Annotated in this window: 18 protein-coding genes; 12 read left to right on the top strand and 6 right to left on the bottom strand. The window is 70.9% G+C overall.

The window, feature by feature from the left end:
- Positions 1-14 precede the first annotated feature (14 nt).
- From OHA77_RS12755 to OHA77_RS12740, 4 genes are read right to left on the bottom strand one after another with little or no spacing between them, the layout of a single operon-like run.
- Positions 15-1706, bottom strand: a complete 1692-nt coding sequence (locus OHA77_RS12755; RefSeq protein WP_406318232.1) for a glycosyltransferase — start codon at positions 1704-1706, stop codon at positions 15-17.
- Positions 1703-3625 (bottom strand): glycosyltransferase, encoded by a 1923-nt coding sequence (locus OHA77_RS12750; protein ID WP_406318231.1) that lies wholly within the window; start codon positions 3623-3625, stop codon positions 1703-1705. The genes OHA77_RS12755 and OHA77_RS12750 overlap by 4 nt, the downstream gene beginning before the upstream one ends.
- A complete protein-coding gene (locus OHA77_RS12745) occupies positions 3625-5316 on the bottom strand; it encodes a glycosyltransferase (RefSeq protein WP_406318229.1) in 1692 nt (563 codons plus the stop codon). The genes OHA77_RS12750 and OHA77_RS12745 overlap by 1 nt, the downstream gene beginning before the upstream one ends.
- A complete protein-coding gene (locus tag OHA77_RS12740; RefSeq protein ID WP_326820422.1) occupies positions 5313-5795 on the bottom strand; it encodes a hypothetical protein in 483 nt (160 codons plus the stop codon). Before OHA77_RS12740 ends, OHA77_RS12745 begins: the two co-directional genes overlap by 4 nt.
- A gap of 495 nt (positions 5796-6290) precedes the next feature.
- Between OHA77_RS12740 and OHA77_RS12735 the strand changes: the two genes are divergently transcribed.
- On the top strand, positions 6291-7424 hold the full coding sequence (locus OHA77_RS12735) for a glycosyltransferase family 2 protein (protein ID WP_406318228.1): 1134 nt from the start codon (positions 6291-6293) through the stop codon (positions 7422-7424).
- On the top strand, positions 7421-9187 hold the full coding sequence (locus OHA77_RS12730) for a glycosyltransferase family 2 protein (protein WP_406318227.1): 1767 nt from the start codon (positions 7421-7423) through the stop codon (positions 9185-9187). The genes OHA77_RS12735 and OHA77_RS12730 overlap by 4 nt, the downstream gene beginning before the upstream one ends.
- 437 nt (positions 9188-9624) lie before the next feature.
- Here the strand turns inward: OHA77_RS12730 and OHA77_RS12725 are convergent, their stop codons facing one another.
- Positions 9625-11232, bottom strand: coding sequence for a glycosyltransferase (locus OHA77_RS12725; protein ID WP_406318226.1), 1608 nt, complete (start codon positions 11230-11232; stop codon positions 9625-9627).
- Between the two features lie 213 nt (positions 11233-11445).
- Here OHA77_RS12725 and thrC point away from each other — a divergent pair, with 213 nt between their 5' ends.
- From thrC to OHA77_RS12700, 5 genes are all read left to right on the top strand, one after another.
- Positions 11446-12504: a threonine synthase gene (thrC, locus tag OHA77_RS12720; RefSeq protein ID WP_326820427.1), complete on the top strand. Its 1059-nt coding sequence runs from the start codon at positions 11446-11448 to the stop codon at positions 12502-12504.
- A 305-nt stretch (positions 12505-12809) separates the two neighbouring features.
- Complete coding sequence (locus OHA77_RS12715) at positions 12810-13811, top strand: homoserine kinase (RefSeq protein ID WP_406318224.1); 1002 nt, start codon at positions 12810-12812, stop codon at positions 13809-13811.
- A gap of 465 nt (positions 13812-14276) precedes the next feature.
- On the top strand, positions 14277-16391 hold the full coding sequence (gene rho, locus OHA77_RS12710; RefSeq protein ID WP_406318223.1) for a transcription termination factor Rho: 2115 nt from the start codon (positions 14277-14279) through the stop codon (positions 16389-16391).
- 211 nt (positions 16392-16602) lie between these two features.
- Positions 16603-17922 (top strand): sensor histidine kinase, encoded by a 1320-nt coding sequence (locus tag OHA77_RS12705; RefSeq protein ID WP_406318222.1) that lies wholly within the window; start codon positions 16603-16605, stop codon positions 17920-17922.
- A gap of 12 nt (positions 17923-17934) precedes the next feature.
- Positions 17935-18579 carry a response regulator gene (locus tag OHA77_RS12700; protein WP_406318221.1) on the top strand — a complete coding sequence of 215 codons (645 nt, stop codon included), beginning with the start codon at positions 17935-17937 and terminating at the stop codon, positions 18577-18579.
- A 178-nt stretch (positions 18580-18757) separates the two neighbouring features.
- On the opposite strand, the gene OHA77_RS12695 is transcribed toward OHA77_RS12700, so the two are convergent.
- A complete protein-coding gene (locus OHA77_RS12695; RefSeq protein ID WP_406318219.1) occupies positions 18758-19852 on the bottom strand; it encodes a hypothetical protein in 1095 nt (364 codons plus the stop codon).
- A gap of 268 nt (positions 19853-20120) precedes the next feature.
- Here OHA77_RS12695 and rpmE point away from each other — a divergent pair, with 268 nt between their 5' ends.
- The 5 genes from rpmE to OHA77_RS12670 all read left to right on the top strand — a co-directional run bounded on the left by rpmE (position 20121) and on the right by OHA77_RS12670 (position 24954).
- On the top strand, positions 20121-20339 hold the full coding sequence (gene rpmE, locus OHA77_RS12690) for a 50S ribosomal protein L31 (protein WP_326820433.1): 219 nt from the start codon (positions 20121-20123) through the stop codon (positions 20337-20339).
- A 107-nt stretch (positions 20340-20446) separates the two neighbouring features.
- Complete coding sequence (gene prfA, locus OHA77_RS12685; RefSeq protein ID WP_326820434.1) at positions 20447-21499, top strand: peptide chain release factor 1; 1053 nt, start codon at positions 20447-20449, stop codon at positions 21497-21499.
- 9 nt (positions 21500-21508) lie between these two features.
- Complete coding sequence (gene prmC, locus OHA77_RS12680; protein ID WP_406318218.1) at positions 21509-22363, top strand: peptide chain release factor N(5)-glutamine methyltransferase; 855 nt, start codon at positions 21509-21511, stop codon at positions 22361-22363.
- Between the two features lie 10 nt (positions 22364-22373).
- A complete protein-coding gene (locus OHA77_RS12675) occupies positions 22374-23039 on the top strand; it encodes an L-threonylcarbamoyladenylate synthase (RefSeq protein ID WP_406318217.1) in 666 nt (221 codons plus the stop codon).
- Positions 23040-23223: 184 nt separating this feature from the next.
- Positions 23224-24954, top strand: a complete 1731-nt coding sequence (locus OHA77_RS12670; RefSeq protein ID WP_406318216.1) for a hypothetical protein — start codon at positions 23224-23226, stop codon at positions 24952-24954.
- Positions 24955-24965 lie beyond the last annotated feature (11 nt).

Here is a 24965-nt window from a genome sequence, read left to right as displayed (position 1 = left end):
CGGCTGACCGCGCCTTACCTGACGAGCCGGCGGAGGCGGCCGACGGTGAGGCTGAGCAGCGAGCGTTTCCGTGCCTGGCGCAGGGCGACGGCCTCCAGGCGGCGCTGCTCGGCCTTCTCCTTCCACCGGGCGGTGTCGCGACTGCCTTTGGCCGCCGAGGCGCGCATCTCCTTGAGCTCCGCCTTCAGCGCCGCGACCTGCCGCTTCGCCTGTTCGGCCGACTGCTTGGCCCGCTCGGCCTGCGCGCGCCAGCGCACGGCCTCGCGGTTGCGGTCGGAGGCCCAGTACGGGTAGGCCTGCGCCGCCGGCCGGAACCGCCACGACTCGGCGTCCAGCCAGGTCGCGCCGTGCAGGTCGGCGATCACGTCGTCCAGGGACTCGCCGTCGCGCACGACGCGCAGCGCCCGGGCGACAGAGGCGGTCCGTTCCAGCCGGGCGGCCACGACACCCGACTCGTTCTCCTCCAGCGCCACCAGGAGCAGTCCCTCGTCGTCCTTCTCCGCCTGCTGGGTCAGCAGGGCCAGCGACTCGGCTCCGGGCACCCATCCGGCGGGGCAGGTGAGCCGGAACGGTGCGGGGAGCGAGGTCGGAGGGACCTGCTCCACGAAGGAGACGCGGCCGTCGTGGGCGTACTGCCCGCGGACCAGCCGTAGGTCGAGGAGCGGGTCGTCCAGTGGCGCGCGGCGCCCGGTGGTCAGCGACGCCCACGGGCCGGCCAGGGTGACGTGCACGTCGGGCAGGGTGCTCGCCAGCGCCCCGTCCACGCTCGCCCGGACGTCCTCGAAGGAGGCGCCCCGGGCGTCCACCACGACGTCGACATAGGGGACCAGCCACTGGCGGCCCCCGTCGGTGCGCAGGTGGCGCCGGTACGGCACGCGGTCGGCGATGAACGGCTCGTTGTACCGCCGGACCTCTGCCGGCCGCCGCATCGCCGTCGTCGTCCCCAGATGCCAGCTGAGCGCCTCGGCGTCCGGGACGAACACCGCGCCCGTCTGGGTGAGCCGGTAGCCCAGCTCGGTGTCCTCGCCGAGCGTCAGGGAGGTGTCCATCCCTCCCGCGGCTCTCAGCAGGGCCGCGGGCAGCGAGACCGTCGCGCCCACGTGGACGCGGTGCAGCAGCGAGCTGGGCGCGTCGCGGAAACCGCGGTGGGTGGTGACGAGTTCGTCGATCCAGTGGTGCCCGTGATCGGGGTCGAGTTCGAAGAGGGAGTCGGCCCGGTCCTTGGCGACGGCGATCTGGACCTCGGCCGCGGTGGGCGGGGTGCCCGCCATGGCGGTGAAGCGCAGCGTTCCTAGCACCACCAGGTAGTCGGCCAGGTGGTGCCAGCGCATGTGCGCCTCCACATGGTCGGCGTAGGAGACGACGTCGGCGTCCAACCGGTGGATCACCTCGCCGTCGGCGACCGCCGTACCGGACAGCAGGGCGTGGGCGATGCCCCAGCCGCTGCCGGAGCCGATGATCCGGGTCCGTTCCGGGGCGATCTCGGGGAGCCGCAGCGGGGGCGCGCTGCCGTCGTCCACGACGATCACTTCGAGGAGGTGCGCGGGGTAGGTCTGGGCGGCGAGGGCGGCCAGGGTGAGGTCGAGCTTCTCCTGCTGCCCTCTGGCGGGGATCACCACGCTCACCGACAGCCGGGGCTCCCACGACCCCAGGGCGGGCAGATCGAGAACCCCGTAGTCGTTGCCCGGAATCCGCGGCGCGTTCACACCTCCTCCACGGAGAGCTCCATGAGCGCGCTGGGTCGGAAGCCTCGCCACTGTCGTTTGTTGCGCCGCAGGAACGTGCCGATCGGCTCGCGCCAGGTGTGGTTGGCGGCGTTGCCGCGCCGCAGGATGTAACCCAGACCCTGGGTGCGGTAGATCTGCCCGCCCGCGGCCTGGACGGCGTGCTGGAACTGGGCGTCGATGGTGCCCGGCAGCGGGCGGAAGCCGCCCACGGCCTCGAAGGCGGAGCGCGCGGTGAAGATGGTCCCTCCGGCGATGAAATTGGTGATCTGCTCGGTGACCTGGTCGCGGTGCACGGTCACCCCGATCGACGCGAGGTAGACGAACTCGGGCACCATGCCCACGACCTCGGCCCCCGAGTAGGAGTGGGCCAGGAGCAGGTCGGAGATGAAGTCGGGCCCGTACCAGTCGTCGTCGTCCATTTTCAGCAGGAACGATCCCGAAGCCCTGGCCGCGGCCTCGTTCAGCACGGCTCCGAACACGGTCTCCCTGCCCGCCTCGAACACGGTGAGCGACCCCTGGTAGGAGGCGACCGCCTCCGTCACGTCGGGATGCCCGGCGGGGAGCCCGTGCAGGGCGAGGATCACCTCGAACTCGGCGCCACGCTGCCTGGCCAGCTGTTCCAGCGCGAAGCGCACCATCTCCGGACGGCGGGTGGCCAGCAGCACCGAGACCGGCGGCACCGGCGTGACGGGGGCGCCCAGCTGCTCCCAGCGGGCCCGGACGCCGTGAGTGCGCAGCGCCTCGCGGCGGAGCCGGATGCTGTGCTCCTCCCGCTCCAGGTCGTCCCCGAGCCCGGCCTCGTCGACCGAGGTGATCAGTCTGGTCAGCTCGGGGCCGAGGGCGCCCGCCCAGCGGGGCACGGTTGCGGAGAACAGCGGCACCCCGGCGGCGGCCAGCCCGGTGACGACGCGCAGCGCGGCCACCGGGCCGCTGTGGCTGCGCCGCCAGTCCAGGCTCACTCCTCTGACCTGCCTGATCCGGTCCACGTCCACGTCGGTGACACAGCCGGAGGAGCCGAAGACGGTGAGCGTCCTGCCCTCGCAGACGACCGCCCAGCGGCCGGACTCCACGGACAGCTCGGCGGTGCCGAGCGAGGGCACCGTGCGGAAGTTCATCGGGTTGACCGAACGGTCGTCCACCGGAGGGATGGTCCGGGGCTCCGACAGGTCCCCCAGGTCGTTCCTCAGGAGCTCGGCACCGCCGGGGCGGCCGATCCGCTCCCAGCTCATCAGCTCGGCGACCGGGCGGTCCACCGGGGTCTCGTCACCGGACCAGGGCGGCGGGTCCTCCCCGACGGTGCGCAGGACCAGGTCGCCGCCGCGGGCACCGAACCGGTCGGGGAGGGGGCCGGCCACCCCGGCCGGTGCCGCGTTGGGGTCGCCGGGACGCCAGTGCGCCGCTCCGGGGCCGGCCAGGCCGGCCACCGGCGCCGCGACGGCGTCCATCCGGTGCCCGGCGAACGCCCTGGCCATCGCGGCGAGCGTACGGCCGGCGGGCGTGGGCTTGGAGAATCCCGCCTCCACCGCCCAGGCGAGCCGTTCCGGCCGGTACACACGCAGTTCGGTCAGCGACCGCCAGCGGTGGGCGGGCGTGGGGGACAGCACCGGCGCGGTGTACCAGTGGGGTGTCTCCTCCACGGCGACGACCACCCGGGTGGCCATGGGCAGGACGGACTGCAGGGACGCGGCCCGGCGGAGGTCGGTCGCCGTCCGGGCGATCACCAGCACCTCGGCGGCGCCCTCCTCGGCCCGCGGGGCGCCGTCGAGGTCGCCGTCGAGGTCGATCGCCTCGTACGGTTCCAGCCCGTCCGGCGCCTCGAAGCCCGCATGGTAGACCAGGACACGCCGCTTGCCGTTCCGTTTCTCGGCGGCGCGGACAAGATTGATCACAAAGGACATCAGGCGGTCTTTCCTTGACGCATCGCCGTCGCGATGATCCCTCTCAGCGGGCCACGCCGCTCGTCCTGCGGCTGCTCGGCCGCCCGCAGGCTCTCGTTCTCCGCGCGCAGGCTCTCCACCTCGCCCTGCAACCGTTCCGCCTCGCGTTTCCACCGCTCCGAGCTCGCCCGCCACTTGGCGGGATCTCCGGCGACGGGCTCCGCCTTCTCCGCGGCCGTGACGCCGAGCTCGTCCGCGCTCACCCAGAACGAGCCGAACAGCTCGTCCACCACGCCGTCGAGGTCACCCGCGCCGTCGTCCACCAGCGCCGCCCTGGCGAAGGCGGCGGTCCGTTCGAGCCTGGCCGCCCTGATGCCGGTGTCCCTCTCCTCAAGTGCCGCGCTCAGCAGGCCGTACTGCTCCTTCTCGGCGAGTTTCACCATGTCGGCGAGGCTGTCCGCGCCGAACGCCCAGCCCGCGGGGCAGGTGAGGCGGAACGGCGCGGGCGCCGAACTGTGCGGCGTCTCCTCGGTGAAGGAGACACGCGGCTCGTGGCCGTACAGGTTGCGCACCAGGCGCAGGTCGAGCAGCGGCTCGTCCAGTGAGGAGCGGCGCCCGCCGGTGAGGGCCGACCACGGTCCGACCACGGTGACGGCGACGTCGACGAGGGTGCCGGCGAGCGCGCTGTCCACGGTCGTCCGGACGTCCTCATAGGAGGCGTCCCGGGCGTCGACGACGACGTGCACGTACGGCACCAGCCAGTTCCTGCGCGGGTGGCCGCGGAGCCAGCGCAGGTCGGGAATGAGATCGGGGAGCACCGACCAGTTGTGCCGGTGCACCTCCTTCTCGCGGAGCATGACCGTGGACGGGCCGAGGTGCCAGGCACGAGCCTGCGGATCGGGGATGAAGACCGCGCCCGCCTGGGCGAGCCGGAAACCGAGGTCGGTGTCCTCACCCATGTTCAGCGTGGTGTTGACCCCGCCGACGGCGCGCAGGAGCGCCATGGGGACCGACGTGGTGGCTCCCGAGTGGAGCCGGTAGGCCCCGGCGCCGGCGTCCCGCAGCCAGCGGGTCTCCTCCAGGACGCCCGCCCGCCACGTGTGCGGGACCGCCCCGTCGAACAGCTTCTCGGTGTCCCCTGCCTGTACGGCCGCGGAGACCTCCTGGGCGCAGGGCCCGTCCTCGCCCGGGGTGAACCGGACGTCGCCGAGCACGACGGCGTAGGAGGCGAGATGGTGCCAGCGCATGTGCGCCTCGAGGTGCTCCCGATCGAGGATCATGTCGGAGTCGACCCAGTGGAGGACGTCGCCGGCCGCCGCCGCCGCGCCGGTCTGGCGGGCCCAGCCCCGCCCCCACCGGCCGTCGGGCACCCGGACGAGCCGGGTGTTCGCCGGGGCGAGTTCGGGGATCCGCAGCGGCGGGTCGCTGCCGTCGTCGGCGACGATCACCTCTGTCAGGTGCGCGGGGTAGCTCTGCGCGGCCAGCCCGGCGAGCGTGCGGTCCAGCGCCTGCTGGCAGTCGTGCGCCGGGATCACCACGCTCACCCGGAGCAGGGGCTCCCAGTCGCCCAGCTCGGGTGGGAGCAGCGGCCCGTAGTCGTTGTGCCTGATCCGCGCGGACGGGACGGCGGTCCGGTCGTCCGCGGAGCGCGGGGTGCGGGCGTCGCGGGGGAGCGGGGAGCCGTGCGGGGCGGCGAGATCGGCCGCGGTCATGCCGTGCCCTCTCGTCCCTCTTTCCCGGTCTGTTCGGTTCTGGCCTCCACCGCGGCCAGGCGCGGCAGGACCTCGTGGACCATCTCCTCGATCTCCAGGCGCTGAGGTATGGCGGCCAGCCGGTCCTCGCCGAGGGAGACCAGGATCGCCTGCAGATCCTCGTCCCGCCTGCGCCCGTCCTCTCTGAGCAGTTCGACGATCTCGTCCAGCCGGCGGTCCAGCCGCTCCGTGGCCGTCCTGACCTTGGCCAGTTCCGCCTCGTAGCGCTTGGCCCTGTTGTCGATGCGCAGAGCCTTGCCGTCGACCCTGCGGACGGTCGCGACCGCGAGAACCTGGGCGGCGAGCACCATCATGATCGCGCCGAGCACGATGGCCGCCGTCACGGAGATGGCGTCGGCCCCGGCGAGCAGGACCAGCGCGATCAGAGCCAGCAAGCCGACGATTGCCGCCAGGAGCGTCAGTTTTCGGGGCGTGGGCATCTGCGCGTACCTTTCCTACCGCTCTGTCATGAGCTGCCGTCGGGGAAGGTAATTGAGGGTATCCGCTATTTAAGAGCAAATATGGCGATAAACAGGAAACTTGGAGCTTCCTGTTACCTGGGTGACTGCTGTCAGTGATCGATCGTGATCGTCGGTGTAAAGCCCGAAGAGCGGCGGACGCCGGATCCGACGCCCGCCGGGAACCCGGAGCGACCGAGGACGTCGCACCGGCCGCGGCCCTGTCGTGTACCGGATGTCGTGCCGGATGTCGCACCGGCCGCGGCCCTGTCGTGTACCGGATGTCGTGCCGGATGTCGCACCGGCCGCGGCCCTGTCGTGTGCCGGATGTCGCACCGGCCGCGGCCCTGTCGTGTACCGGCGGTGGCCCCGTCGCGTATCGGACGTCACATCGGCCGCGGCCTCGTCTCATACCGGATGGCACAGTCCGCCGGGGTCCTTCGGCCACGGAACATCCCGCCTCGCTATCCTTCGCTGGTGCTTGCACAGCAGACCCCCCTCCCCCCTGCCCTCTCCGCGACTCCCACCGGTTTCCAGCGATCGGCGACCGAAGAGGCGGCGGAGCTGTCCTGGACCGGTCAGGAGTGGCTGGCGGCCGGAGAGCCGCTCGGTGACCGGCCGGACGCCACCGAGGTCACCCGTCTCCGACCGTTGCGCGGCCTGACCGTCCGATGGCCCTCCTCCGCGGTCCCCACCGACGTGATCACCGGCCTGGCCGCGGCGGGGGTGCCGCTGCACGCCGCCGCCTCGCCCGGCTGGGTGGAGCCCGGTCTGGCCCGGCTGCTCGCCGACTGGACGCCCGAGGAGAAGGACGGTGGCGGCCCCCGCTCGGTGGCCGACCTGCGCCGGGAGGAGCAGAGCGTACGGCTGCGCCGCCACGGCCTCCGCAGCCTGCACGGCGCGGACGGCGCGGTCGTGCCCAAGGTCAGCGTCGTGATGTCCAGCATGCGCCCGCACCTGCTGGGCTCGGCGCTCACCCAGATCGCCCGGCAGCGGCGGGTCGAGACCGAGGTTCTGCTGGCCCTGCACGGCGTCCCCGCCGGCCACGAGGCGGTACGGCGGGCGCTCCGGGAATGCGACCTGCCGGTCACCGTGATCGAGGTGGACGCGGCCATCCCGTTCGGGGAGGCGCTCAACACGGCCGCGTCCCGGGCGAGCGGTGAGTACGTCGCGAAATGGGACGACGACGACTGGTACGGCCCCGAGCACCTGGCCGACCTCCTTCTCGCGAGGTCGTACACCGGTGCGGACATCGTGGGCACGGCGGCCGAGTTCTTCTACCTGGAGCCCCTGAACGCCACGATCCGCCGCACCGACTACACCGGTGAGATCTGGTCCGATCACGTGGCCGGCGGCACGATCCTGCTGGGCAGGGCCGGGTTCACCGAGCTCGGCGGGTTCCCCGCGCTGCCCGGTGGGGTGGACGCCGGATTCCTCAAGGCGGCCCATGCCGCCGGGGCGCGCATCTACCGCACCCACGGTCTCGGCTATGTGCTGCGGCGCTCGGTGAGCGCCGAGCACACCTGGCGGCTCTCGCTCGCCCACTTCCTGCGCGTCGCGACGAACCAGTGGCGAGGCTTCCGCCCGAGTCTGATCCTGGAAACGCCGTGACAGCGCGAATCACCGGCAACGACTACCGGAGCCTCACCCCGCCCGAGATCGGCGCCTGGACGCCGTCGCTCCGGGTCAGCGTGGTCGTGCCCGCCTACGGCGGCCAGGACAAGCTCGACCTGGTGCTCGCCGGGCTGGCCGGTCAGACCTATCCCGCCGGCCTGACCGAGGTCGTCGTGGTGGACAACGGCAGCGAGCCGCCGCTGCGCCTGCCCGAGATCCGGCCCGCGGGCACCCGGCTCGTCACCTGCCCCACTCCCGGCAGGGCCCATGCCCGCAACGCCGGTCTCCGGGCCGCCACCGGCGACGTGATCCACTGGCTCGACTCCGACGTGGTCCTGGACCGCCGGTCGGTCGAGGCGCACATGCGCTGGCACCACACGGCGCCCTACCTCGCGGTCACCGGCTACCTGCGATTCACCCCGGCCGACCTGCCCACCCCCGAGACCGTGGCGGCCACCGACGACCTGGCCGAGCTCTTCGAGCCGGCCGAGCCGCACGCCTGGCTGGTGGACCTGATCGAGCGGACCGGCGGTCTCACCGACAACCCGCATCGCGCTTTCAGCCTGCACGTGGGCGGGGCCACCTCGGTCAACGCCGCGCTGCTCGCCCAGGCGGGTCCGATGGACACCGATCTCATCCTCGGCCAGGACACCGAGATGGGTTACCGGCTCGCCCAGGCGGGCGCGGTCTTCGTGCCAGAGCCGCTGGCCCGCGCCTTCCACCTGGGGCCCACCATGCGGATGCGCGACAAGGCGCCGATCGACCGGGTCAGCCACGCGTTCGTCGCCGACCGGATCCCGACCTACCGCTGGCTCCGCTCCCATCCGGCCCGGCAGTGGAAGGTGCCCTACCTGGACGTGGTCGTCGAGCCCGCCGGAGGGCAGGGCCCGGCGGAGCGGGGCGGGTACGGATACGGCTACGACGAGGTCCGCGCGACCGTGGACGCGGTCCTCGCGGGCACCCTGCCCGACGTCGCGGTCACCGTCCCCGGTCCCTGGGACCGCGTCCGGGCCGAGGGCCGCGCCCCGCTGACGGATCCGGACCTGGACCTTGTGCTGATCCGCGGTCACTACGCCCACGAGGGCCGGGTGCGTCTCGTCCCCGGCTCGCCCGGAACGGTGCGGACGGCCCCGCCGCCTTCGGCGGAGGGAGAGAAGTCCCCGGAGGACGGAGCGGCTCCTCCGTGCCCGGCGGGCGGACGGCCGCCGGAGATCAAGGTGGCGTCGCCGTACCGGCTGAGGCTGCCCGCCGGGTGGGTGCCGGGGGAGGACAGCCTCGCCCGCCTGCTCGACCTGGCCGTGGACGGCGGATACGGACTGGTGGGGGTGCTGCTGGCCGAGGACTCCGGCGAGGAGCTCGTCGCGGCCAGGTTGGAGCGGACCGCCGCCTTCGCCCGGGCCGCGATCGTCGTGCGGGAGGGCGAGGACCTCGACGACGCCGTCGAGGACACCTTCGGGGTGCTCTGGGTGGACGGCCGGACCTACGGGTTCCTGCCCGAGGCGGGGCCGCCCACCGGCCGCCGCAGCGCCTACCGCGCCAGGGCGGAGGCGCAGGCCGAGATCGCCCGCCTCACCAAGGAGACCGAGCGGCTCCGCGCGCAGGTGACCAAATGGCGCGACGAGGCGGGTCGCTGGCGCAAGAGCGCGGTCGAGATGCGGCGTGAGATCGGCGGGCTGCGCAAGGAGCTGGCCGCGGCCAGGAAGATCGTCCAGTATGGCCTGCTCTCGTCCGTCAGGCGGGCGATCACCCGCCGCCGATGACGCTCCGGGGGCGAGAGCCGCGCGCGGGGGCTGCGGGGGCTCTCGCCCCGGCCGGGTTGCGGTCACCTGCCGTCGGTGACCGCTCCCAGCTCGCCCGGAAAGGAGGACCCGGATCCCCGGCAGGGCACCACGGATCTCGGGGACAAAGGCGGGCGCCCGCTTCGCGGCCTCCCGGCCAGCGGGAAAGTCGTCCTTGCTGCTCCGGCGATGGTCATACATACGGGCGGTGTCCGGAATATCCGTCTGAATGTTCGCCGGGATCTGGTCGATCACATTCCGCTCCCCGGGAATGATTTCCCGGAATCGGCGCGATCCCATCGAAAAAGATCAATATGAATGAGCAGCAAGCTGCCGGAATCTCACGATGACCGCCGACCTCTCGGATCAGGATTCTGCCCGGAAGAGGCGGAAATCCGGTCGTGGCCGGCCGGCCCGCCTCACCCCTTCCGGATCGCGGAGCGGAGCCGGGCGAGATTGGACCTCCGCTTCTTCGCGGAGGGCGTGGGCTCCGCCGCGGGAGCAGTGTCCTGCGCGGCCCTGCCCGCCGGGGCCTGCGTGGGCTTGCCCGCCGGGGTCCGTCCGGTCCCGTTTCCGGACCCGCCCGCGGGGATCCGTACGGTCCCGTTTCCGGACCCGCCCGCCGGAGACGGAGGCCGGGGCGACCAGAACTCCGTCCGGTCGCCACGCCGTACGCCATGGGTCGCCGTGATCGAGCCGAGCACGTCGCCGGCGTTCAGCAGTCGCGCCCGGCCCAGGGCCTCGGTCCGCTCCAGCGTCGCCGAGCCGTCGTCGCCGAGGTCGACGACGAGCATGCCGGAGCGGTCGTCCTGGACAGCGGCGATCATCCGTTCCAGGGAGTCGGGTCCCAGCGGGACCGAGACCGGGCCCGTGAAGCGGAACGGGGTCGGCGCAGGGGTGGGGGAGACCTCGTCGGCCAGCCGGATGCGCTCGTCGTGGGCGAAGTGCTCGCGCAGCAGCCGCAGTTCGAAGGAGGGATCGCCGAGCACGGGGCGGCGGCCCGAAGGCAGCCGGGACCAGGGGGCGACCAGGGTGATCCGCACATCGGTCACCGTGCCCTCCAGCGCCGCGCTCACCGCCTCGCGCACCTGCCCGCCGTCACCGTCGTCGCCGACATGGAGCACCACCTCCACGTACGGCACCAGCCACCGTCGGCCTCTGTCCTTGCGCAGGTCGCGGCGGAGCGGCACGCGATGGGCGAGATAGGGGCCGACCGCGCGGACCGCCCGGTCGCGGTCGCGGCGCTGCGCCGGAAGCCCCAGATGGACGGCCTCGGCCGCCATCTCCGGGATGAAGACCACGCCGTGTGCGGCCAGCCGATAGGCGAACTCGGTGTCCTCGCCCCTGAGTACGGCAGGATCGAGACCGCCGACGGCGTGGAAGATCTCCCGCCGCATCGACACCGTCGGCCCGGTGCACACGTGGTAGGGGTTGCGGCTGGCCCGCAGGCCGTCGGTGCGGGAGATCGTCTGCTCGGTGGAGCTCGGCAGCGCGTTCGACAGGTCGAAGACGGTCTCCAGCGAGCCCGTCCGTACCCCGTCGTGCAGGCGGCCGGGGGTCAGCTCCGGCTCCTCGACGAACTTCTTCGCGCCGATGGCGACCAGGTAGTCGGCCAGGTGGTGCCAGCGGGCCATCGCTTCGACGTGCTCGCGGCAGACGACCATGTCGGCGTCCAGGCGGTGGACGATCCGCCCCTGCGCGAGGGCGGCCCCGGTGTTGACCGCGTGCGCGATGCCCCAGCCGCCGGGGTCGGCGGTGACGATCCTGGTGCCCGGCGGGGCGATCTCCGGCAGCCGCAGCGGCGGGTCGCTGCCGTCGTCGACCACGATCACTTCCATGAGGTGGCCGGGGTAGGTCTGGGCGGCCAGGGCGGCGAGGACCAGATCAAGCCGGTGCTGGCCGCCGTACGCGGGGATGATCACACTGACCGAAAGCGCCGGATCCCATTCGCCGAGCGCGGGCGGGGCCAGCGGGGAGTAGTCGTTGTGCCGGATCGGGGGCAGCTCGATCCCCGTTCCATCCGTCATGTCGTCAAGCCCTTTGTCTGCGTTCCCGCTTGTCAAGTCCGGTCAACCCTATCCCCGGTTGCTTAGGGTTTCCTGCGTAAAGGCGGGAAAGAGCTGTGCGTTGTCCAATGGATGGACAGCGCATCCCACCGTGGAGGCCGTTGCCCGTAGACTCGTTGCTCAACACCGCAGGTAGGACGCGCAGGGTGTGTTCCCTGCGCGGGAGGAGCAATCATGACCAGGGCGTGGCGTGGCCTCATCGAGGAGTACCGTGACCGACTTCCGGTGACCACGGCGACGCCCGTCGTCACCCTCATGGAGGGAGGCACGCCCCTCGTCCCCGCGCACCGGATCTCGGCCCTGACCGGCTGCGACGTCCATCTCAAGGTCGAGGGCGCCAATCCGACCGGCAGCTTCAAGGACCGTGGCATGACCATGGCCATCAGCAAGGCGGTCGAGGACGGTGCCAAGGCGGTCATCTGCGCCTCCACCGGCAACACCAGCGCCTCCGCCGCCGCCTACGCCGTCCGCGCGGGCCTGACCTGCGCCGTGCTGGTGCCCCGAGGCAAGATCGCGATGGGCAAGCTGGCCCAGGCGCTGGTCCACGGGGCCACGCTGCTCCAGGTGGAGGGCTCTTTCGACGACTGCCTGGAGATGACCAGGAAGCTGTCGGTGGACTACCCCATCGCCCTGGTCAACTCGGTGAACCCGTTCCGGCTCCAGGGCCAGAAGACCGCGGCCTTCGAGATCGTGGACGCGCTCGGCGACGCGCCCGACATCCACTGCATCCCGGTGGGCAACGCCGGCAACATCTCCGCTTACTGGATGGGCTACACCGAATACGCCCGGGACGGCCTCGCCACCGGGACACCCCGCATGTTCGGCTTCCAGGCCAGCGGCGCCGCCCCGATCGTCAACGGTGCGCCGGTGCCCCGTCCCCAGACGATCGCCACCGCGATCCGCATCGGCAACCCCGCCTCCTGGCAGCTCGCCGAGGCCGCCCGCGACGAGTCCGGCGGCGTCATCCAGGCCGTCACCGACCGCCGGATCGCCGCCGCCTACAAGCTGCTGGCCCAGGAGGAGGGCGTGTTCGTCGAGCTCGCCTCGGCGGCCAGTGTGGCCGGCCTCCTCCAGGCCCACGAACAGGGCCTCGTCGAACCCGGGCAGCGCATCGTCTGTACAGTGACAGGGAACGGTCTCAAGGACCCCGACTGGGCCATCTCCGGTGCCCCTACCCCGGTGACGATCCCCATCGACGCCCGCGCCGCGGCGACCGCCCTCGGACTCGCTTAGGCAGTTCTGTGGATTTTTCCGCCCATCGCGGTCGGCCGACTGGTCCCTCGTCACGTTGTCGTCGTCATCCGTAACTCCGTTGCAGGCTCCTCCTCCGCCTTGCAGGAAACCAGCCGGCCGGTCCTCGCGACATTGAAGATCCACAGAACGGCCCCCGGCCCCATGAGACGCCGGTGGGGTGCGGGACGCCCGCACCCGACCGCACCGCACCGAACACGGCAGATAGGAGGAGGGGCTCCCTCCCTATGGCTCAGCCAGGGGCCTTCCCCCATGGTTCGGCCAGGGGCCTTCGCCCCACACACCTCATGACCCATACCAGCAAGGTCGTCGTCCGGGTTCCGGCGACATCGGCCAACCTCGGCCCCGGGTTCGACACCCTGGGACTGGCCCTCAGCCTCTATGACGAGGTCGAGGTCAGCCTGGTGGACCCGGGTGCCGGTCCCCGCTCCCTGAGCGTCACCATCGACGTCGAGGGTGAGGGCGCGGGCGAGCTCGACCCCGACGAGGGCCACCTCATCGTGAGAACGATGCGGCTGACCTTCGAACGGATGGGAGTCCCGCAGCCGCGGGGCATCCGGCTGCGCTGCCTCAACCGCATCCCGCACGCGCGGGGTCTGGGATCCTCCTCCGCGGCGATCTGCGCCGGGATCCTCGCGGCACGGGCGCTGGCCGGCACACCGTACCCGGCAGCGGACGGCGCGGAGGGCCCGGACGGTGCCGGGTACGACCGCCCACCGGCCGGATCCGCCTTCACCGACGACGATGTCTTCGCACTGGCCACCGAGATCGAGGGACACCCGGACAACGTGGCCCCCTGCCTTGCGGGCGGACTGACCATCGCGTGGACGGACCAGTCGGATGCGCCACATATGGTGAAGCTGATCCCACACGCCGATATTCGGCCCGTGGCCATCATTCCCAGGAACCGGCTCTCCACGAAGGTCGTGCGAGGGCTGCTCCCCAAGGACGTGCCGCACGCCGACGCGTCCGCGAACGCTGGCCGGGCCGCGCTCCTTGTCGTGGCACTGACCGGGCGGCCGGAGCGGGAACTGTTGCTGGCCGCCACCGAAGATCGGTTGCATCAGGACTACCGCGCGTCTGCGATGCCGCAGAGTGCGGATCTGGTACAACGTCTGCGCGGGATCGGCGTCCCCACGGTCATCTCGGGGGCGGGCCCCACAATTCTTGCGTTTTCGACAGTGGATACGCAGGATTTGATCGCACCGCAAGTGGGTACTGATTGGCACATCCAGCCACTGGATGTCGAAACCCGCGGTGCGTGCGTTGTCTCTTCCGAGACACGCTGATGCCTCTTCGACCTTCAGGGAATAGCTGTGTGCGCTGGTGATGTTAGGCTGGTAGCCGCACCAGGTGCCCCCTTGTTGGGTGCGTGCTTGTCAGCCACACATCGCTGCATTGTGTCTCACTCCGTGAGGCATGAGTGCCGCAGTGGCCTCCCCGAATCCGTCCCCTCTGAATGCTCCACATTCGGTTGGGGCAACGAGAGGCGGCGTTTGAGGGGACATGCGCGTTCGAATTACCTCGACATCTGGTTGCCGGTAGCAATCCGGGGGGTGTCTTCCCGGCCCCACCGTCGACGAATCTCGATGGTGGCGGCAGGGATGTGCCCTTCTCCGACAGTGGCGGCAGTCCGCGAGGGCTGCCGAGGATCGCAACGTGCAACCCGGCCCGGTCTGTCCCACCGGGCCGATCGCACCACCGGGACGATTGGCTGATCGTGGCCACGCCCGACCCCTGGGAAGGACCCATTAGTGAGCGACACCACCGAACTCCTCTCCGACGCCGCCGGCGCGCCACCGGCGGCCGGCGACACCCCCACTCGCGCCGCGGCCAAGCCGCGCCGTCGCTCCGGCACCGGCCTGTCCGCCATGGTGCTGCCTGAGCTGCAGGCCATCGCCTCCGGGCTTGGCATCAGCGGGACCGGGCGGATGCGCAAGAGCCAGCTCATCGCGGCCATCCAGGAGAAGCAGGGCGTATCCAGCGAGAACGCCCCTGCTCCCGCCGCCGTCAAGGAAGCGCCGGTGACCCAGACGGTTCCGGCGCCGGCCCCCGTGGCCGAGCCGGTCGCCGAGCGTCCGGCCCGCAGCCGCAGGGAACGTTCCCGTCCCGTGGCCGCCGAGCCCGTGGCCGAGCAGACGCCCTCCGTGCCCGAGCCGGTGGCCGCTCCCGTCGTGGAGCAGCCGGCCGAGACCGGTCAGCCCGACGGTCGCGCCGAGCGCGGTGAGAGCCGCCGTGAGCGTGGCGACCGCCGTAGCCGCAACAGCGACCGGGGCGAGCGCACCGGCGACCGCCGTGAGCGTGGCGACGGCCGTACCGACCAGCGCGCCGCCGACGCGGGCCAGAGCCGCGGCGAGCGCAACGACCGTGGCGAGCGCGGTGACCGCAACGACCGCAATGACCGTGGCGAGCGCAACGACCGCGGTGACCGCGGGGAGCGCGTCAACGACCGCGGTGACCGCGGGGAGCGCGTCAACGACCGCGGTGACCGCGGGGAGCGCGTCAACGACCGCGGTGACCGCGGGGAGCGCGTCAACGACCGCGGTGACCGCGGCTCGCAGAATCGCGGCTCGCAGGACCGTGGCCCGCAGGACCGTGGCCCGCAGGACCGGGGCGACCAGCACGGCCTGGGCGAGGACGATGACCGTCGCGGCCGTCGTGGCCGGTTCCGGGAGCGCAACCGTCGCGGCCGTGACCGTTTCGACAGCAACGAGCCCGTGGTCGCCGACGACGACGTCCTGATCCCGATCGCCGGCATCCTGGACATCCTCGACAACTACGCCTTCGTGCGGACCAGCGGCTACCTGCCGGGCTCCAACGACGTCTACGTCTCGCTGGCCCAGATCCGCCGCAACGGCCTGCGTAAGGGCGACGTCGTCACCGGCGCCGTCCGTCAGCCGCGCGACGGTGAGCGCCGCGAGAAGTTCAACGCGCTCGTCCGTCTCGACACGGTCAACGGCATGGACCCGGAGCAGGCGCGTCAGCGGCCCGACTTCAACAAGCTCGTCCCGCTCTATCCGCAGGAGCGGCTCCGCCTGGAGACCGAGCCGAACATCCTGACCACCCGGATCATCGACCTGGTGGCGCCGATCGGTAAGGGCCAGCGCGGCCTCATCGTCTCCCCGCCCAAGGCCGGTAAGACGATGGTGCTCCAGTCGATCGCCAACGCGATCACCCACAACAACCCCGAGTGCCACCTGATGGTCGTCCTGGTCGACGAGCGTCCGGAAGAGGTCACCGACATGCAGCGGTCGGTGAAGGGCGAGGTCATCCACTCGACCTTCGACCGTCCCGCCGAGGACCACACCACCGTCGCCGAGCTCGCCATCGAGCGGGCCAAGCGTCTGGTGGAGCTGGGTCACGACGTCGTCGTGCTGCTCGACTCGATCACCCGTCTGGGCCGGGCCTACAACCTGGCGGCCCCGGCCTCCGGCCGTATCCTGTCCGGCGGTGTCGACTCGACCGCGCTCTACCCGCCGAAGCGCTTCTTCGGTGCAGCCCGCAACATCGAGAACGGCGGCTCGCTGACGATCCTCGCCACCGCGCTGGTCGAGACCGGCTCCAAGATGGACGAGGTCATCTTCGAGGAGTTCAAGGGCACGGGAAACCTGGAGCTCAAGCTCAACCGTTCGCTCGCCGACAAGCGAATCTTCCCCGCGGTGGACGTCGACGCGTCCGGCACCCGTAAGGAAGAGATCCTCATGTCGAAGGACGAGCTGCAGATCACCTGGAAGCTGCGGCGCGTGCTGCACGCCCTGGACATGCAGCAGGCCCTGGAGCTCCTCCTGGAGAAGATGAGGGAGACCAAGTCCAACGCGGAATTCCTCCTCCAGGTGAAGACGACGACGGTCAGCTCCGACCGCGACTGATCATCTGTCTGTACGGCTCGCGCCCCGGCCTCCCGGCCGGGGCGTTCGTCGTCTCCGGCCCCTTGTGCGGCCGCCCTCTTCGGGATATTCATACGTCAGGACGCCCGGCCGTTCCGTTCACCGCGCCCGGGGCTCCCGGTCCGCCCGAACGATCCGGGACGAGTCCCGGATGTGTGCCGTGATCGCAGCGCGTGAGGCCTGAGGGGGGCGCATGACGGCTGAGACGGCGGTTGGCCGGCCGGTGACGCGCGCACCGTTGCGCCGGCGTGTGCCGCTGGGGCCCAACGGGCCGCTGGGCATGCTCGTCGACCCGATGACCTGGCGTGCCGTGCCGTACATGCTGGCGAGCATGTTCTACGGCATCGTGTGCTTCGCCTTTCTGGCGTCCGCGATCCCGGTCGCGCTCGCTCTGGTGATCGTGTGGGTGGGAGTGCCCCTGCTCGCGCTGATCATGTTCGTCTGGCGCGGCGCGGCGATGCTGGAGCGCAGACTGCTCCGGCTGGCCTTCGGCGTCAGGATCCGCGATCCTTACCGGCCCTCCCGGGACAAGAACCTGTTCTTGCGCTGGAGGGACGCGCTCGTCGATCCCGCGACCTGGAAAGACCTCCTCTACGTGCTGCTGCTGCTGCCGATCGGCATCGTGGAGTTCGTCGTCTCCGCGGTCCTGTGGTGCCTGGCGTTCGGCCTGATCGTGGCCCCCCTCGCGCTGCTGATCGGCGGCGAATCGCTGGTGATCACCGATGGCCTGCTGATCGACAGCGTTCCGAGGGCGCTGCTCTGCCTGCCCGTCGGGGTGGGAGTCTTCTTCGTCGCGCTCTACGCGACACGGGGAATGGCCTGGCTGCACATGCTGCTCGGCGTCGCCCTGCTGAGTACGGGGGAGAAGAGCCTGCTGGTGGCCCGGGCGGCCCATCTGCGGGCCAGCCGGGCGCGCGGGGTCGACGCGGCCGAGGCGGAACGGCGCAGGATCGAGCGTGACCTGCACGACGGCGCCCAGCAGCGGCTGCTCTCGGTCGCCATGGACCTGGGACGGGCCCAGGCGAAGATCGACTCCGACCCCCAGGCCGCCAGGGAGCTTCTCGCTCAGGCCCATGCCGGCACCAAGGCGGCGATCGCCGAGCTGCGCGACCTCGCGAGGGGCATCCATCCGGCGATCCTCACCGACCGGGGACTGGACGCGGCGCTCTCCTCGCTCGCGGCCCGGGCGCCGGTACGGGTGGACCTGTCGGTGGAGATCTCGCACCGCCCTCCGGCCGCCGTGGAGAGCATCGCCTACTTCATCGTGGCCGAGTCCCTGACGAACATGGTCAAGCACTCCGAGGCGACCGAGGCGTTCATCCGGGTCAGCCGGCAGGGCCAGCGGGTCGTCGTCGAGGTCTACGACAACGGGATCGGCGCCGCGGTGCCGAGCACCGGGGGCGGTCTGGCGGGACTGGCGGACCGGGCCGCGACCATCGACGGCACCCTGAGCGTGGACAGCCCGCCCGGCGGTCCCACGCTGATCCGCGCCGAACTCCCCTGCGAGTGGTGAACACTTGAGCTCATGCGGGTGGTGATCGCCGAAGACTCGGTGCTGTTGCGCGAGGGGCTGGCCCGGCTGCTGGCCGACGGGGGGATCGAGACCGTGGGGGTGGCGGGGGACGGCCCCGGGCTGGTGACCGCGGTGGCCGAGCACGACCCCGACCTGGCCATCGTGGACGTGCGGATGCCGCCGAGCCACACCGACGAGGGATTGCGCGCCGCGCTGGAGGTCAGGTCACGGCGTCCGGGGCTGCCGATCCTGGTGCTGTCGCAGTATGTCGAGCAGCAGTACGCCACCGAACTGATCGGCGGGGGAGTGTCAGCGGTCGGTTACCTGCTCAAGGAACGGATCGCCGACGTGGCGGAGTTCCTCGACGCGGTACGCCGGGTGGCGTCCGGGGGGACGGTCATCGACCCCGAGGTGATCGCGCAACTGCTGAGCCGTCACCGCCGGGACGATCCCCTGGACTCCCTGACCGCCAGGGAACGGGAGGTGCTGGCGCTGATGGCCGAAGGCCGCTCCAACACGGCGGTCGCCGGGCGCATGGACGTCACCGACGGCGCCGTGGAGAAGCACATCTCCAGCATCTTCACCAAACTCGGCCTCGAACCCGCTGCAGGCGGCCACCGCCGGGTTCTGGCCGTGCTGGCCTACCTGGGGAGATGACAGGGCGCCCGGAGCCGGACACCGCCATCGGCCGCTCCCGGCCGGCCGCATGCCCCGGCCGCCCTGCGGCCCGTCACCGGCGCCGTCCCCGAAGCCCGTCACTGAAGCCGTCACCGGAGCCGGAGAGCGGAACCGGGAGTGGGAATGGGAGTGGGAGCGGGGCCGGGAGCGGTCCGTCCTAGCGGACGTCGACGAACTCGTAGCCGGACCTGGCCTTGGCGGTCTTCCCGGTCCCGGAGGTCTGGGCGCGCCAGTAGGCGTCGTGCCTCGGTTGGACGGTCTTGCCGAAGCGGCCGCTGCGGTTCGCCTGCACGGAGTAGGCGAACCTCCAGCTGGAGGAGCCCTTCTTCTTGTAGTAGAGCCCGACCTTCTTACCGGAGTAGGCCGAGCCGTTCCGGTAGGCCCTGCCGTACAGGCGGATCTTCCTGCCCTCCCTGACCCGGTGCGCGCTCACGTCGAACGAGACCTTCGCCCTGGCCTTGCTGCCGGTGCCGACCCAGAATCTGTCGGCGCGGCCGAACCTGGCACTCTCCTTGCCGCGGGTGACGGTCAGCTCCAGGGTCCAGGCGCCCTTGGCGTAGTCGTCGCCGAACCAGGTCTTCCGCTGCCACCGGCCGGCGGTCTCGCTCTCGGAGAGCTTGACATCGACGGAGTCGTCGGCGTCCTCGCTGAGGAGGTGGGCGGTGACCGAGGAGGCGCCGATGACGTTCGCACGGATGTTCACCTCGGTCTCCTTGCCGGGGACGAGGACGATCGGATCCGTCACCGAGGCGTCGATGTACGTGAGCCGCGGAGCGACCGCGACCTCGGCGCAGCTCCCATGGGTCTGGACGCCCCGGGTGATCAGCAGGCGGACCCGCCAGGTGCCGTCCCTGTCACCCTTCGCGACCCTGAAGCCACCCCTGACCTTGATGTCGGCCGGAGCAGCCGGGGTGCCGGCCGGCGGTCCGGGAATCTGACCGATGGATGCTCCGTACCAGGTGGTCTCACCGGCCTTCTGAAACTGGGCCCTCAAACCGGTCACCTGTCTGCCGAGCCTCCCGTCACCGCCCGTCACGTACGGGTTCCTGACGGTGGCCTCGAAGCCGACCGTGGCGTGGCCCTTGAGGGGGACGTAGGCGTCGTCGAACGTGATGCCGGTGACATCCGTGGCGGTGAGCGCGCAGGCCGCCGTGGCGACCCCGGCCTGCGTGGCGAGAGCGGGCGTCGTACCGGTGGCGAAGGCGGCAATCCCCGCCGCGGTCGCCAGAAGCAACCGTATCCCCTTCCGCATCGGGTCCCCTTACTGCGGTGAAAGGTAGGTAAAGTTACGTTTTGGACACCGGAGCCTAGTGGGACCACAAGGGCTCGTCTACGGCCAGGTCGGGTGGGCGGGAATGACTTGTGGCCTGGGATGGTTGGAGCATCTGGCACACTGGTAGCGAACCGCAGCGGTTCCGGTTCCCGCCCGCGCGCACCTCAGTGTGCACATCGCGCGCAAGCCTGACAGGCGAGAGACAGTGGCGACCCGGCGACCGCGCTCTGGAGAGGAACGCAGCATCATGAAGCCCGACATTCACCCGGAGTACATCACCACCGAGGTGACCTGCACCTGTGGTAGCACCTTCACCACGCGCAGCACCGCCAAGAGCGGTGCGATCCACGCCGACGTGTGCTCCGCCTGCCACCCGTTCTACACGGGCAAGCAGAAGATCCTGGACACCGGTGGCCGGGTGGCGCGCTTCGAGAAGCGCTTCGGCAAGAAGACCACGGGCCAGTAGCCCGCACTCGACGCCGGCCCGGAACCACTCCCTGCGTCATGGGAGTGCGCCCGGGTCGGCGTTCGTGGTGATGAGGCAGGTTCCGTAGGTTTCAGGAAGGACGCACGGTGAATCTCGACGAGCTGCTCAGTGAGTATGCCGAGCTGGAACTCAAGCTCGCCGACCCCGCCGTGCACGCAAACCAGACGCAGGCGCGTAACTTCGGCAGGCGCTACGCCGAGCTGACTCCGATCATCACCACCTATCGGGAGCTCGAAGGCGTCCAGAACGACCTGGGCACCGCCCGGGAGCTGGCGGCCGAGGACGAGACCTTCGCCGAGGAGGCCAGGGAGCTCGAAGGCCGCATCCCCGAGCTGGAGGACAAGCTCAGGCATCTGCTCATCCCGCGTGATCCCAACGATGACAAGGACATCATCATGGAGATCAAGGCGGGTGAGGGCGGCGAGGAGTCGGCGCTGTTCGCCGGCGACCTCCTGCGGATGTATCTCCGATATGCCGAGCGGGTCGGCTGGAAGACCGAGCTCATCGACGCCACCCACTCCGACCTGGGCGGCTACAAGGACGTCACGGTCGCGCTGAAGGCCAGGGGCGACGACGGTGTCTGGTCGAAGCTGAAGTTCGAGGGCGGCGTGCACCGCGTCCAGCGGGTGCCGGTCACCGAGTCGCAGGGTCGCATCCACACCAGTGCGGCGGGTGTCCTGGTCTATCCGGAGGCCGAGGACGTCGACGTGCAGATCGATCCCAACGACCTTCGCATCGATGTCTACCGGTCCAGCGGCCCCGGAGGACAGAGCGTCAACACCACCGACTCGGCCGTGCGGATCACGCACGTCCCGACCGGTGTGGTCGCCTCCTGCCAGAACGAGAAGAGCCAGCTCCAGAACAAGGAGTCGGCCATGCGCATCCTGCGGGCCCGGCTGCAGGCCATAGCCGAAGAAGAGGCCAACGCGGCCGCGATGGCCGAGCGCAAGTCCCAGATCCGGACGGTCGACCGCTCCGAGCGCATCCGCACCTACAACTTTCCCGAGAACCGCATCTCCGACCACCGTGTCGGCTTCAAGGCCTACAACCTTGATCAGGTGCTGGACGGTGACCTGACGGCCGTCATCCAGTCCCTGCTCGACGCCGAGATGGCGGAGAAGCTCGCCGCCCACTCATAGAACGCGCTGATGACCTTTCTGCTGGACGAGATCGCCCTCGCCACCGCCCGGCTCGCCGAGGCAGGTGTGCCGTCGCCACGCACCGACGCCGAGGAGATCGCCGCATTTGTCCACGGTGTACGGCGCGGTGAGCTGCACAACGTGGCGGACGCGGACTTCGACGCGCTGTTCTGGGAGGGCGTCGCCCGGCGTGAGGCCCGCGAGCCACTCCAGCACATCACCGGGCGCGCATACTTCCGCTACCTGTCCCTGGAGGTCGGACCCGGGGTGTTCGTGCCGCGCCCGGAGACCGAGGTCGTGGCCGGATGGGCCATCGAGCGGCTGCGGGAGATGGACGTCGCCTCCCCGGTGGTCGTGGATCTCGGCACCGGCTCCGGCGCCATCGGCCTGTCCATCGCCCAGGAGGTCGCGTTGGCCACGGTCCACGCGGTCGAAGTCGACCCGGACGCCTACCGCTGGGCCAAGCGCAACATCCTCGAGCACGGTCAGGGCCGGGTCCATCTGCACCCGGAGGATCTGGCCGACGCCCTGTCCGAGCTGGACGGCCAGGTGGACCTGGTCATCTCCAACCCGCCCTACATCCCGCCCGGCGCGATCCCCCGCGACCCCGAGGTGCGTGACTACGACCCGCACCGAGCGCTGTACGGCTCCGGCGACGACGGTCTCGACGAGGTCAGAGCGGTGGAACGGACCGCCAGGCGGCTGCTGCGCGCCGGGGGGTTCGTCGCCGTGGAGCACGCCGACCAGCAGGGCACTCCGGTTTACCTGATCTTCTCCGAGGAGAACGGCTGGCGCGACGTCCGCAGCCGCCAGGACCTCACCCGCAAGGATCGCTTCGTCACCGCCCGCTTCGGCCAGGAATAGGATGACACGCGTGAGCCGACGTTATGACTGCACGGACGCCGAACAGCGAGCCGCCGGGTTGACCGACGCCGCGTCAACCGTACGACGGGGCGAGCTCGTGGTGCTCCCGACCGACACCGTCTACGGCATAGGCGCCGACGCCTTCACCCCGGCCGCCGTGACCTCGCTGCTCGAGGCCAAGGGGCGCGGCCGGGACATGCCGGTGCCGGTGCTGGTCGGCACCGTGCGCGCCGCCAACGCCCTCGTGGAGAACCTCGGCCCGTACGGTCAGGACCTCGTCGACTCCTTCTGGCCCGGCCCGCTCACGCTGATCTGCCGTGCGAATCGGTCGTTGTCGTGGGATCTGGGAGACACCAAGGGCACCGTCGCCGTCCGGATGCCGCTGCATTCGGTCACCCTGGAGTTGCTCAAGGAGACCGGCCCGATGGCCGTGTCCAGTGCCAACCGCTCCGGCGGTCCTCCGGCGACCACGGCGGCCGACGCCGAAGAGCAGTTGGGTGACTCGGTCGCGGTCTACCTCGACGGCGGCCCGTGCGCCGACAACGTCCCCTCCACGATCCTCGACCTGACCACGGCGGTGCCCAGGCTGCTGCGCAGTGGCGCCATCCCGGTGGAGAAGCTGCGCGGTGTGATCGGTTACGTGGCGACGGACGCGGGTCCGGAGTCCGACGACTGAAGGACGGTTCGCTCGGGCCGGTCAGCGCGTTGCTGTCGCTGCGCGGTGCGGCACGGTGGGCCCCGGCCGGTCGGGCCGGGGTCGCTGACGGTCCGTACCGTGATCCATACCGTCTGATTATCCTCGTGACGCGGGGCTGTCTCCCCGGTACCGTGAAGTCCGCCGACACTTCCGGGAGACCTCCATGGGCAAGTTCGACGGAATGGACCCCAAGCTGGTCCGTGATCTGCTGTCCGAGGTCAAGCAGGTGGCCGCGGAGATGCGGGAGGCCGAGACCCGGATCACCCAGCTGATGAGCAGGGCGGGTCTCTCGTCCCACTCCTCCCACCGCCCGGCGCAGATCGCCGACTCGGGCGACGCGATGGTCCGCGACGTCACCGCCCGGGTGACGCTGCTGGAAAAGAAGATCAAGCACGATGTGTCGCCGCCGGCCGAGCCGCAGGCGGGGGAGCCGAAGACCGACAGTGCGAAGCCGGACACCGGCTCGGAGGCCGAGTCCGATCCGAAATCCGACGGCGGTGCGGCGGCCAAGCAGGACGCGAAGCCTGATGCGCCGAAGGTCGAGGATCTGAAGCCTGCGGTCCCCAAGGGTGACGAGGGTGCGCCGTCGCAGGATCGGCCGCAGTCCCAGGACCAGCCGGCAGGCGATCAGCCCAAGGACGGGACGAAGCCGGATCCGAAGCCCGACAGCGGTGCGGATGCCAAGCAGGAGGCCAAGCCCGATCCGAAGCCCGACGGCGGTGCGGATACCAAGCAGGATGCGAAGTCGGATGCGCCGAAGGTCGAGGATCTGAAGCCTGCGGTCCCCAAGGGTGACGAGGGTGCGCCGTCGCAGGATCGGCCGCAGTCCCAGGACCAGCCGTCGGACGGCCGGCCCAAGGACGACGTGGGGTCCGATTCGAAGTCCGGTGGTGCGGATGTTAAGCCGGATACCGGTTCCAAGGGGGATGAGCGTTCGTCGCGGGATGGTGGGGGCGCCGGCGGTGTCGAGGTCGTGACCGATCCTGGGGCGCGGGATGAGAACGTTTCCGGTGGTGCGGATGTCAAGCCGGATACCGGTTCCAAGGGGGATGAGCGCTCGTCGCGGGATGGTGGGGGCGCCGGTGGCGTCGAGGTCGTGACCGATCCTGGGGCGCGGGATGAGAACGTTTCCGGTGGTGCGGATGTCAAGCCGGATACCGGTTCCAAGGGGGATGAGCGCTCGTCGCGGGATGGTGGGGACACCGGCGGCGTCGAGACCGTGGACACCGCACAGAAGGACCACCCCGACGACCTCGACCAGCATGGCGACATGAAGCCGAGGGTGGTGGCGGTGGACGGGGTGCAGGTGCTGCAGATCCCGCTCGACTCCCCCACGGCGGCGGAGGTCACCGAGCTGCTGAAGAACATCGAGGACATCCCGCCGCTGGACATGCCCACGACCGACGGCGTCTCCGATGCGGTCGGAGTGCCGTCCGACCGCATCGAGCCGGATCGGACGTCGTCACCGGACGACTTCGGCGTCTCCATCCCCGACACGGTCGAGCCCGTCCCCGACCAGACGATCCAGCCGCCGGGCACCGGAGGGGAGCCGGACGCCCCCTCCTTCGACACCCGCCCCGATGGCGGCGCGATGCCGTCCCCCTCCGAGACCACGGTCGGAGAGTCGGCCGCCTGGTGGACGGACGACGGCACCGACGTGGTCTCCGTCCAGACGGCCCCGCCGGACACCGACGCGATCAGGACGCTCGCCGACAACGCGCGCGACATCGAGCCGATGGACATGCCGAGTGTGCAGGTGCCCGACGGTGAGACATGGGGCGAGGGCGCGTGGACGTCCATGGACATCGGGCCCGACGGCGAGCCGGGTGATCTGGATCCGGGAGACCCGTCGCGGCCGATTCCACCCCCCGGTGGACGGTCGGACGGGCAGTGAGCGTGAGGAGT

This window comes from Streptosporangium sp. NBC_01639 (genome assembly GCF_045209755.1).
Classification (GTDB): domain Bacteria; phylum Actinomycetota; class Actinomycetes; order Streptosporangiales; family Streptosporangiaceae; genus Streptosporangium.
Note: the sequence above shows the minus strand (reverse complement) of the source record. Positions and strands in the feature narration are given on the sequence as shown.

Bases quoted from the DNA above. Each gene is read 5' to 3' on its own strand.
- OHA77_RS12750 (WP_406318231.1), bottom strand. From the start codon at position 3,625: ATGTCCTTTGTGATCAATCTTGTCCGCGCCGCCGAGAAACGGAACGGC.
- OHA77_RS12745 (WP_406318229.1), bottom strand. From the start codon at position 5,316: ATGACCGCGGCCGATCTCGCCGCCCCGCACGGCTCCCCGCTCCCCCGC.
- OHA77_RS12740 (WP_326820422.1), bottom strand. From the start codon at position 5,795: ATGCCCACGCCCCGAAAACTGACGCTCCTGGCGGCAATCGTCGGCTTG.
- OHA77_RS12725 (WP_406318226.1), bottom strand. From the start codon at position 11,232: ATGACGGATGGAACGGGGATCGAGCTGCCCCCGATCCGGCACAACGAC.
- thrC (WP_326820427.1), top strand. From the start codon at position 11,446: ATGACCAGGGCGTGGCGTGGCCTCATCGAGGAGTACCGTGACCGACTT.
- OHA77_RS12715 (WP_406318224.1), top strand. From the start codon at position 12,810: ATGACCCATACCAGCAAGGTCGTCGTCCGGGTTCCGGCGACATCGGCC.
- OHA77_RS12705 (WP_406318222.1), top strand. From the start codon at position 16,603: ATGACGGCTGAGACGGCGGTTGGCCGGCCGGTGACGCGCGCACCGTTG.
- OHA77_RS12700 (WP_406318221.1), top strand. From the start codon at position 17,935: ATGCGGGTGGTGATCGCCGAAGACTCGGTGCTGTTGCGCGAGGGGCTG.
- OHA77_RS12695 (WP_406318219.1), bottom strand. From the start codon at position 19,852: ATGCGGAAGGGGATACGGTTGCTTCTGGCGACCGCGGCGGGGATTGCC.
- rpmE (WP_326820433.1), top strand. From the start codon at position 20,121: ATGAAGCCCGACATTCACCCGGAGTACATCACCACCGAGGTGACCTGC.
- prmC (WP_406318218.1), top strand. From the start codon at position 21,509: ATGACCTTTCTGCTGGACGAGATCGCCCTCGCCACCGCCCGGCTCGCC.
- OHA77_RS12670 (WP_406318216.1), top strand. From the start codon at position 23,224: ATGGGCAAGTTCGACGGAATGGACCCCAAGCTGGTCCGTGATCTGCTG.